The following is a 10,467-nucleotide window of genomic DNA, read 5'->3' as shown; positions in this document are numbered from 1 at the left end:
ATTGCTGTTCAGAAACGCATTTATCAAAGTTTAGGTGGAACAAGAAAATATAACTCAGACATCTGGGAGAAGTTCGGGGACAAGGTAGGATGGCGAAAAGGAGGAAGTTGGTTGTACTACAGAGATATTACTTTTGACAAAAAAGCACCAGAAGGACACCTACCTAAAGCAATGTGGGGTTTTTTTGGTTGGGTAAAGGTGGGGAATAAATGTATCTCTTCTCTCGCGTCGAGACTTGTAAACTCTAACATCTAAAGCTTTCAGAAAATTATTAAATCAGAATCAGAATATCCAGGATTAAAGGATTTACAGGATTTTATTTTCTGATGAAAGCTCCCCCAATTCTGAGATAATTAATTAGATGAACGAGAAAATTACTCCCTTCTCACACAAAGATAACTGATATTTTTTCTCTGTGTCCTCTGTGGTTCGGTTAAAAAAATTAGTAATCTAACAGTAATATCAAGAATAATTGAACGCAGATAAACGCAGATAAACACAGATAAAGATGGACAATCAAAATTCAAAACATGATACTTTTTCAAACAACATCCTGTAAATCCTAAAATCCTGGACATCCTGATTCAGACAAATTAAAATATTAGTACAGCACAAATAAAATCAACATCCCTAAAATCCTGATTCTGACAAAAAATGCTATATCTCCAAGTAGAAAATATTACTAAACGATGAGACACCCAAAACTAGAAGAAATTATGCAGGAATTGTGTAATAACTTGCTTGAAACATACCAGGAGCAACTAATTGCAGTGATTCTTTTTGGTTCTCAAGCGCGTGGTGATGCTACTCCTGATTCAGATTTTGATGTATTAGTTATACTGAAGGATTTAGTGCAAGCAACCAAAGAAATTGAAAAAATTGGCTTTTTTCTTAGTCCCCTTTGTTTAAAATATACTGTAGTAATTTCTAACCTGTTTTACTCCCTCAGTCGTTTTGAAAAAGAACAAACAATGCTAATCCAAAATATCAAAAAAGAAGGTATTTATTTTTATGAACAAAGAACAAGAATTTCTAGTGCAAAAAGCTCAAGATAGTCTGCGTGCAGCTAAAATTTTAGCTGGTGAAAATCTACCTGACTTTGCTGCTTCTCGTGCTTATTATGCCATGTTTTATATAGCTGAAGCATTCCTGGTAAGTGAAAATCTCAGTTTTAGCAAACACTCCGCTGTAATTAGTAAATTTGGCGAACTTTTTGCTAGAACTGGTAAAATTGATCCCAAATTTCACCGTTATCTAATTGATGCAGAACAGATCCGTTTAAAGGGAGATTATGATCGCTCTGAACGTTTAACTGCTGAAGATGCAAAACTACTGATTGAAAGAACAGAAGAGTTCCTAGAATTATTAGACTATCTATAATCTTGCTAATTCAAATAAATCAATAGTTAAATAAATAATGCTAATGTAACAGTAATACCAAATTAGTTGAACGCAGATAAACGCAGATAAACACAGATAAAGATGGACAATCAAAATTCAAAATATGATCCTTTCAAATAATATCCTGTAAATCCTCAAATCCTGGATATCCTGATTCAGACAAATAATTAAGATTCTGCACTGGTAAAGGCTATTTTTTCATAAATATCAGCCAGAGAAATTTGACCTGGAATAGAAGTTAAATTTAAAGTATCGTTAATATTTTCATATTCTAAAAACATCCATTTTCTATTATCAGTTTTTACATATTGTTCAACGTGAATTGTGTATTGGTCAATTAAAATATATTCTTGAAAACTAGCAATAGTCCGATAAGCTGCAAACTTTTCATCTCTATCATAACCTTTGGTAGATTTTGATAAGACTTCAGCAATCATCACTGGATTAGTAATAGTGTCATTTCTTCCTTCTGCAAACACTAGGGGAGTTTGGACAACCATTACATCAGGATAAATATGAATCTGTCGTTTAGGAATCCAAAGCCGTTGATCAGTATCATAGACTTCATAAGGTTGGCATTTGAGGGCAAAATGTATGGCAACATATAAATTACCAGCTATTTTATTATGATTTGGTGTTTCGCCTGTCTTATGGATAATTAATCCATCAATATATTCGTGACGTAGTTCTGAATTTACCTCAAATTCTAGGTATTCTTCAGGTGAGTAGTAGCGTGTTGTTTGTGCAATAGTCATGATATCTAGATCCTTTTATTGCTTTACCATTGATGTTAGCTTACTCATATTTAGGGCTTGCTGAATAAAGCTGTAACCGTCTATTAATAGGGGTTTCGCGGATTTCAAGAACAAGCAAGTGCAAGGTTTTAGCTTATGGTGTCTCAAAACAGTTGCATTTTTCCTTGTCGGATATGGGAAATTGAGGATATCCAGATAGTTGAAACTGTTCCCTGTTCCCTGTTCCCTGTTCCCTCCCCTCACAGATAACTTTTTCAGCAAACCCTATTTAATATGTTATTAAACCTGCATCAATTTCAAAAAAATACTTCTTGACGCATAGCAGCAAATCGCCAGTAAGTATCAAAAATTTCTTGTCTTACTTGCATATATTGTTCTCTTTGCTTCTCATCATCATTTATGGGCTAATAAAGTTTAGTTAAGCCTAAAAATCAACATTATCAAATTTTTAGTTGGGTTGCGTTGTCGCTTCACCCAATCTACCATTTTTTAACTTGGAAGGGAGCAAAGACGCAAAGTGTTTTTTGTGTCTTTGCTTATTACTGGAGTTTAGTATCTCTAGGAGAGATTGTGCGAAACAAAACTCAAATAGGTTGAACTTTATCCCGCAGCGTCAGGTAATGGTTTTTTCGGTGTTGCTAGTTGCATGATGATCTCTAGTAACCAAGGGGCGAGACGTTGGCATAATACAGCTAGGTGAGATTGCCATCCTACTAAGATCTCTGGTGTATCTTTTTGTAAACCAATGACGAGAGCTTGGGCAACTTGTTCCGGTGTCATAGGAATTACTCCATGAAATAAATTCAAGTCACGCACCATGTCTGTTTCCGTGAGGGAAGGGAGTAAAGCAATAACGCGGACATTGTGTTGAGCAAGTTCTTGACGTAGTGCTTGGGTAAATCCGACAATTGCAAACTTAGTGGCGGAATATGTGGCCATTGTCGGGGCGGCAACTTTCCCCATTAAACTGGAGACATTGACAATGATCCCCTTTTTTTGACTAACCATGCGTTTGGCTATCAAGCTGGTGAGGGTGTACATTCCCATCAAATTGACGGATAGTTCTTCTTGAAGTTGGGGAAGTTTTGATTGCAGAAATGAATTTTGGTGTGCGACTCCGGCACAATTTACGAGTAGATGAATTGGTCCATAACTGCGCCAAAGTTGGGCTACGGCTATGTTAACGTTGATTGAGTGAGTTAAGTCTAAGGCCATGATTGTAGTTTCTACGCCCAAAGCTTCGATTTCTTGGGCTACTTCGGCTAACTTTTGCCGATCGCGTGCTACCAATATTAACCTTTTCATTCCTTGTTTGGCTAATTCTAAAGCGATCGCTCGGCCAATTCCACGAGAAGCCCCGGTAATTAGTGCAACTTTTCCTTGAATATTCATTGGTTTTCACCTCCAAATTCTTCGTCTTCCTTTTGCGTTCTTTGCAATCACAAGGTCAGACGATGGATGAACGGTAAACTAAAATCAACTCTCAACGAGTTGCGATCGAAGATCCTTTTTCTGCTCATCTGCAATACCCCTTTATTGCTTCTCGAAAGCAGAAATTATTTGTCCTCATAATGGGAACAATCAACATAAAAGACTTTTGGCAGGATGGATAAAGCTCATTGATTTTACCTCTCTAATGATCCGAGCATTCACCAGTGCTGTCGTACCTACACACATTAGCAACTAAATCAAGTTATTGCAATATTTTTTAATCAGGATTTCTGAACAGTCGTTTTCGTTAAGTATATATATCGCAATCTGAATTTATATAAGTTTTTATGAATACCGAACCATTAATGTCTTGATCCCCTCACAATTTAGGGATTTTTGTTACAAAAGACACATTTTTTTACCTTATTTAAAAATATATGCTGCTGAATTTGGAATGTATTTATAAAAATTATTTGCACAAGAGTTTCCCATTTTTTCCCGCTTCTACCTATGAATAAATCCCCTATACTTATGAAACATCTTCAAAGAATCCCTGTATGAAAAACGTCTCTACAATGATTAAAATCAAATTAATCAATTGTTAATTTATAAAATATGTCTTTAGGTAATTGAGTAATTACTAAGTGTCAAGTTAATTTATCTAAAACGGTAAGAACCTAATCACACATAAATTCCCAGACAAAAACAACACACCTGTTATAGCAGTTTTACGTTATTAAAAAAAACATAATGAATCACACCTTTAATTTTGGTAAACCCAAATTACCTGCAAAAACAACCGTATTTATTGTTTCCTGTTTACTCCTCATAAATTTTGGCAAAGGACTAACACAGGAAATTCCCCTGAATCCGGCAATACCTCAACCAAACAAAACAAAAACAACTTCAATTGATGGGTTATTTTTCGCTGATATTATTGTGAGAGGACAGCCTATCTTCCAAATTGGTAGTGTGGGAAATGTGAGTGCTAGACAACGCGCACAAATAGTTAACCGTCGCATTGCAGGTATTTTGACACAACCTCAATCAGGCAGAGATGTTACTGTTGTTTTTGATAAATCACGGGGTATTGCTACCATACAAATAGGCAACCGGGTTTTAATAACTGTTACCAAACAGGATGGACAAGACTTTAATTTACCAGTAGAAATTCTGGCACAAAAGTGGGCAAATCAACTATCTAAAGCATTTGAACAACCACCTTTAGTAATTGACATAGGGCGAAGATTATACAGGACTGCACGCCAATTTCAGCGAGATAGTATTGATAATCTACCTTCCTTTTTAGGTGCATTTTTAGCCTTAATTGCTACTTGGATAATGGCTGCTAGTGTCCGTCGTTTTACACTATTTGCTTCCCAGCAGTGGGAAGTTGACCGCAATTCTAAAATTCTTGTGAGTCGTTTGGTATACGGTAGCGTTTGGGTAATGGGTACAATTGTTGCTTTGGGGGTTTTGGGGCTTGATTTTGCTACCTTAGTAGGAACTCTAGGATTAACAAGTGTAGCAATTGGTTTTAGTTTACGAGATATATTAAGTAACTATTTTTCGGGAATTGTTTTATTAACATCTCGCCCCTTTCGTTTAGGTGACCAAATTGTGATTAAAGAATTTGAAGGTACAGTTACTCAAATTCAGTTGCGAGCAACAACATTAAAAACCTATGATGGCCGTGTAGTTTCTATTCCCAATCAGGAAGTGTTTAGAGCTATTATTACTAATAATACTGCTTGTACTCATCGCCGTAGCTCAATTATGGTGGGGATTGACTATGACTCAGATATTAGTAGAGCAAAACAAATTATTAATGATGCAGTTTTGAGAGTCGAAGGAGTTGAATCAGAACCAACACCGGATATTTTAGTGCGTGAACTTGCTGCAAGTACAGTAAATATTGAAGTACGATTTTGGGTTGATTCTCGTCGGTTGCCATTTCTAGAAATGACTTCTCATGTAGCACAATCAATTAAAGAAGCATTAATGCAAGCAGGAGTGGAAATGCCAACAGATATTTATACTGTCAGGTTACGAGGTTTACCACCATTTATTGATAACCATCACGTTAATTAACTAAGATGATAAAAATTTATTTAATTAAACATTTTTTGGATTAGTATATTAATTATAGATAATATATCCAACTTCTCCTAAAAAACGAAAATTATAAATTAGTATAACCTATGGTAGATGTCAAATACAAATGAGCAACTCAGTAAAGAATTCATTAGAACAAATAGGTACTAATAAATTAGTTCACTACCTATTGCTCTTTGCCCTTGGATGGGTAATAGTCCAAGTTTTAGCTTATTTTTCCACAGTAATTATCGTTTTTATCTTAGCAGCAATTGTAGCATTTTTGCTTAATTATCCTGTGCAGTGGATACAGCGTTTTTTGCCCCACAGTTTCGCCGTTATTTTAGTATTTTTAATAAGTCTGTCAATTCTGGTTATTTTTACATTCACAATCGGTTTTACTGCTTTATCTCAAGGACAAGACTTACTCGGTCAATTTCCAGACTTTGTAGATTTTCTGATATCTTTATTAAAAAGACTAGAAACTTTCCTAGCTCGGTGGAATTTACAAGTAAATTTAACGGCTGTTGAAGAACAAATCCGAACTCAAGCTTTAGAAGGAATTGGTATTGGTTTCGCTACAGTTCAAAGATTATTTTCCAGTCTCATTGACATAATTTTGATTGCTGTGGTAGCTTTCTTTATGTTGCTAAATGGTGAACGTCTTTGGTATTTTGTTCTCAAACTTTTCCCCGAACATCTGCGTAATAATTTGACGATTTCTATTCAGCGAAACTTTTTAGGCTTTTTTTGGGGACGGTTAATTTTATCTGTATTTTTTGGAGTTTCTGCCTTTATTGTCTTTTTGATTTTGCAAATTCCCTATCCATTAATTTTATCAGCTATTGCTGGAATTTTTGACTTAATTCCAGGCATTGGAGCGACATTAGGAATTAGCATTGTAGCTTTAATTGTTTTACCTCAAGGAATTTGGATCAGTATAAAAGTATTAATAGGTTGTATTTTAATTCAACAAGTAGAAGAGAATTTGCTAATGCCACGCATTATGCAAGGTTCATTAAATATTAATCCAGTTGTGATGTTTTTCGCATTATTAATAGGTGCTAGAATCGCAGGTTTACTAGGAGTTTTTCTCGCTGTTCCCATTGCTGGAGTAATTATTAGTCTATTTGAAATAGATGAGTTAAAGGCAGATTAAAAACTCATCTTTTTGATAGATGATTACCTACAACAATTCTTCGATTCTAAATATATAGGACTTACGCAAAATATCTCTGAAACCCTCTTTCCTTCGTGTCCTTCGTTCCTTCGTGGTTCGTTCCTTCGTGACTTGTGCGTAAGTCCTGATATAGAAGTCAGGAGTCAGGAGGTAGGGGCGACAGGGCCTGCGCCCAGTCAGGAGAAAGGAGGAAGAAGGAAGGAGTTATCTGTCAATTGTCAATTATAAATTATCAAAGGAATCTTTCTTATGGTTAGTTTAATAATTACTTGGTTAGTCACATCTATCAGTTTTTTAATTATTTCTCGACTACCGATAGGAGTAGAAATAGACGGCTTTGGTAAGGCATTAATTACCGCCGCAGTTTTTGGGGTTTTGAATGCACTGTTACTGCCTATTTTAACTTTATTCACCTTACCATTTATTATTATTACTTTGGGCTTATTTTTCTTTGTGATCAATTCCATTATCTTTGGTTTATCCGCTGCTTTAGTACCTGGATTTCGCCTAAGATACGGTTTTTGGAGTGCCTTTCTTGGCTCACTTGCTTTAGCAATCATTAACTCAATTCTCTTGAGACTCATAGCACCACTTACCTAAGAAAAAAGCGAGTGTTCCATTGTCATTGCTAGTAAATATGAAGTATATGATCATGAAATTTTTACAACAACAAGTTATGTTGTTTATAACAGGAGTTTGTCTAGTATCTTTACTATTTGCTTGTCAAGTTGAACCCATAACAGAATTATCAACTTCCATAACAACACCTGTACAAGACGTTGTTGCTACTACTCAATTTGTCGCTGTAGCGTATCCTGACAGAGAACTAAGTGCTTCTCCCGCAGAGTTACCAAAATTACCTTACGCTGATAATGCTCTAGAAAGGGCTATTGATGCCCAAACGATGAAGCTGCATCATGACAAACACCATAGTGCATACGTTAATAAATTAAATGAAGCATTGCAAAAGCATCCTGAGTTGAAAAGTAGAAGTGTAGAAGCAATACTGCGTGACTTAAATAATGTACCAGAGGATATTCGGCAGACGGTACGGAACCACGGTGGTGGTCATCTTAACCACACAATTTTCTGGCAAATCATGAGTCCCAATGGTGGTGGAGAACCAACGGGAAAAATAGCCCAAGAGATAAATCAAACTTTTGGTAGTTTTGATGCTTTTAAAAAACAGTTTAATGAAGCCGGTGGAAACAGATTTGGGAGTGGTTGGGTTTGGTTGGTGCGTAATCCCCAAAATCAACTACAAATTGTGACTACACCAAATCAGGATAGTCCTATCATGGATGGTTTGTATCCTATTATGGGTAATGATGTGTGGGAACACGCATACTACCTCAGATATCAAAATCGTCGTGCTGAGTATCTCAATAATTGGTGGAATGTGGTGAACTGGACGGAAATTAATCGGCGAGTACAGGCGGTATCTTCACAATAAAGTTAATAGTTGTAGGGTGCATCAGACTGCATAAATGTTTATTGACAATTGGTATAACCAGGGGTTTATCTTTGCTATTATGAGCAAGAAACTTAAGGGATTTTATAGTTAAAGACTTGACAAGACGAAAAATATACGCTATATTCATGTTATGAGTGGTAATCTGTCCGCGCATATATAGTAAGATTTTCTATTATTAACATTATTATTTTTACCCATATCTAAAATATCCCTAAATACTTTTTTCATTCTTCACTTTTGGGTGAACCATATAAATAGTAAGAGTGTTCCAAACAATAAATGATCCAAAACCAGAGATTGCTTCATTCCGCTCCGCTCCATTCGCAATGACAATTGGGCATTTTTTTACTTGGAATACTCTAATCTAAATTTTTTGACATATCAGATGGTAGCTTTTCCCATTCTGTTTGAGGAATTTGGCTAGTAATATCATTAATTATATAACTATTTGGTTGATTTGCATACCATTGATTAACTAGAAAAACAATATCATTTATTGCTTGTTTCGTTAATTTTCTAAATTTGAGATTTGGATTCAAGTTTAATTTTTTTCTGTTTTGCCTATCAATGATTGGTGCTAATATCCATTTATAGTAACCATGATCATTATCTTTATCTAAGGTGAAGAAAAATAGACATATTGGAAAATTAAATTTTTTAGCTATTGATATCAATTCCTTAGAATCTACATTACAAATCTCATCATCTTGTATAGGGTTTGCACTAGATTGTGTACCTCTTACTATCACCCCAAAATATTTATCAATAGAATCTACATTCTTAGTATTTTTGGTAATTGAAACCAAAATATCTAAGCCTTGATTTTGTTTATCTTTAGAAACAATTAAGTCATCACGACGAGTTAAGTATACAACTGACAAAGCTTCTGAACGTAAGCCAATATACCAGGGTTCTTTATTGTTCATAATTATTCAATTAAATCAAATGAAAATAATTCCTGAGCTTTCGCAACTGTTTTCGACCCTATACCCTGAATAGTTCCTAGTAATTCGGGTGTAAATGTACCATGTTCTACTCGCAATTTGATAATTTGTTTTGCTGTTGTTCGTTGAATATTTAGTATACTTTCTAATTCATGCTGTGTTGCTTTATAGATATTAGGTTTAATTTCTCTGCTAACAAAACTTTTATCTAAATAACCTAAAAGATCAGCAATTAATAAATAAGTATTAAAAACAGTTTTAACTGCTTCTACTTTAGTAATTGAAGTATGAACACCTTTATTAATTAGTTTATGTGTTTTTTGTAAATAGCTACCTAAAAAATCAATATGAGTTTTAGCTAATTCTCTGTTAGCTTCGCTTTCTATAGCTTTATCCATAAAAGTCCAAAGTCTGTTTATATATTGCTCTTGACCTAGTTTTCTGCCATTTACATTATTATCAATTGGTGGAAAAAGTTCATCTGCAAGCCCTTCAATAAGTCGTCTACAAGAAGTTAAAGCGTGTGACCATTCTTCTGGATTCTCACTAGAAACAGATTTAAAAGCAATCATCAGCTTTTCGGAAAGTTCAGGATTTAAATCTAGAAGTTTATCATCAACTTCCTCTTTGAGAAAATCAAAATTGGTTTTAATTATATCTGTAGATACATATTTTTTAAAAAGATTCAAAGCCTTTTCATGAGCTTTTCTTTTTACATGAGATATTCGTTCTAATAAATTATACTTGTGGTCAATATCATCTTTCTCTTTTTTATTTGTTACCATTTCTCCATATTTAGATTCTAAAAAACCTATACTTTGGCATCCAAATTCTCCATAATGATCCACCATAAAACCAATATCTTCTCTGTCGATATCCTGGTTAATTTTGATTCTATATCTTTGCTGAAGAAATTCTGTGGCTTGAATTATATTTTCTTCTTTTTTATCTTGATCATTTTCATTTCTGTACTGACGTATCACAAAATTAGAGTAATCCTTTAAAGGAAATATATAATCTTGCTTACCAAGATGGATTTCACACCAAACTACGATTGACTCTTCATCCAGTATTTGAGCAACACGCAAGAGTTTTTGAACACCTGATGTAACACTACCCTTTGGTGATTCTAACTCTTTTAAAGCCTCATTTAATATTGTTATCGCCTCTTGTTTTGCATTAACCATA

General features: G+C 34.6%; 11 protein-coding genes. 7 read left to right on the top strand and 4 right to left on the bottom strand.

The genetic code is table 11. The features are described from left to right. The 3 genes from FJR04_RS07505 to FJR04_RS07495 form a co-directional block, all read left to right on the top strand. Positions 1 to 255, top strand: a 255-nt coding sequence (locus FJR04_RS07505) for a GUN4 domain-containing protein (protein ID WP_174763516.1), incomplete at its 5' end; no start/stop codon positions are given. A 434-nt stretch (positions 256 to 689) separates the two neighbouring features. Then, entirely contained in the window at positions 690 to 1,055 is a 366-nt protein-coding gene (locus FJR04_RS07500; protein WP_168493210.1) for a nucleotidyltransferase domain-containing protein, read from the top strand. Beyond that, on the top strand, positions 1,012 to 1,380 hold the full coding sequence (locus tag FJR04_RS07495) for a HEPN domain-containing protein (protein WP_168493208.1): 369 nt from the start codon (positions 1,012 to 1,014) through the stop codon (positions 1,378 to 1,380). Before FJR04_RS07500 ends, FJR04_RS07495 begins: the two co-directional genes overlap by 44 nt. A 188-nt stretch (positions 1,381 to 1,568) precedes the next feature. Here the strand turns inward: FJR04_RS07495 and FJR04_RS07490 are convergent, their stop codons facing one another. Continuing rightward, positions 1,569 to 2,156, bottom strand: coding sequence for a Uma2 family endonuclease (locus FJR04_RS07490; RefSeq protein WP_168493206.1), 588 nt, complete (start codon positions 2,154 to 2,156; stop codon positions 1,569 to 1,571). A 600-nt stretch (positions 2,157 to 2,756) separates the two neighbouring features. Continuing rightward, positions 2,757 to 3,548: an SDR family oxidoreductase gene (locus tag FJR04_RS07485; protein WP_168493204.1), complete on the bottom strand. Its 792-nt coding sequence runs from the start codon at positions 3,546 to 3,548 to the stop codon at positions 2,757 to 2,759. A 789-nt stretch (positions 3,549 to 4,337) separates the two neighbouring features. Between FJR04_RS07485 and FJR04_RS07480 the strand changes: the two genes are divergently transcribed. The 4 genes from FJR04_RS07480 to FJR04_RS07465 all read left to right on the top strand — a co-directional run bounded on the left by FJR04_RS07480 (position 4,338) and on the right by FJR04_RS07465 (position 8,314). Further along, positions 4,338 to 5,678 (top strand): mechanosensitive ion channel family protein, encoded by a 1,341-nt coding sequence (locus FJR04_RS07480; protein ID WP_168493202.1) that lies wholly within the window; start codon positions 4,338 to 4,340, stop codon positions 5,676 to 5,678. Positions 5,679 to 5,808: 130 nt separating this feature from the next. Beyond that, on the top strand, positions 5,809 to 6,840 hold the full coding sequence (locus FJR04_RS07475; protein WP_168493200.1) for an AI-2E family transporter: 1,032 nt from the start codon (positions 5,809 to 5,811) through the stop codon (positions 6,838 to 6,840). Positions 6,841 to 7,110: 270 nt separating this feature from the next. After that, on the top strand, positions 7,111 to 7,461 hold the full coding sequence (locus tag FJR04_RS07470) for a phage holin family protein (protein ID WP_168493198.1): 351 nt from the start codon (positions 7,111 to 7,113) through the stop codon (positions 7,459 to 7,461). 46 nt (positions 7,462 to 7,507) lie between these two features. Next, positions 7,508 to 8,314 (top strand): superoxide dismutase, encoded by an 807-nt coding sequence (locus tag FJR04_RS07465; RefSeq protein ID WP_254445230.1) that lies wholly within the window; start codon positions 7,508 to 7,510, stop codon positions 8,312 to 8,314. A 380-nt stretch (positions 8,315 to 8,694) separates the two neighbouring features. Here FJR04_RS07465 and FJR04_RS07460 read toward each other — a convergent pair whose 3' ends face one another. Then, positions 8,695 to 9,261, bottom strand: coding sequence for a DUF4365 domain-containing protein (locus FJR04_RS07460; RefSeq protein WP_168493196.1), 567 nt, complete (start codon positions 9,259 to 9,261; stop codon positions 8,695 to 8,697). Between the two features lie 2 nt (positions 9,262 to 9,263). Next, on the bottom strand, positions 9,264 to 10,466 hold the full coding sequence (locus tag FJR04_RS07455) for a helix-hairpin-helix domain-containing protein (RefSeq protein ID WP_168493194.1): 1,203 nt from the start codon (positions 10,464 to 10,466) through the stop codon (positions 9,264 to 9,266). Between the last annotated feature and the right edge of the window lies 1 nt (position 10,467).

The organism is Anabaena sp. UHCC 0204 (assembly GCF_009711975.1).
In the GTDB taxonomy this organism is placed as follows: Bacteria; Cyanobacteriota; Cyanobacteriia; order Cyanobacteriales; family Nostocaceae; genus Dolichospermum.
This window is presented reverse-complemented; position numbering and strand designations above follow the sequence as displayed.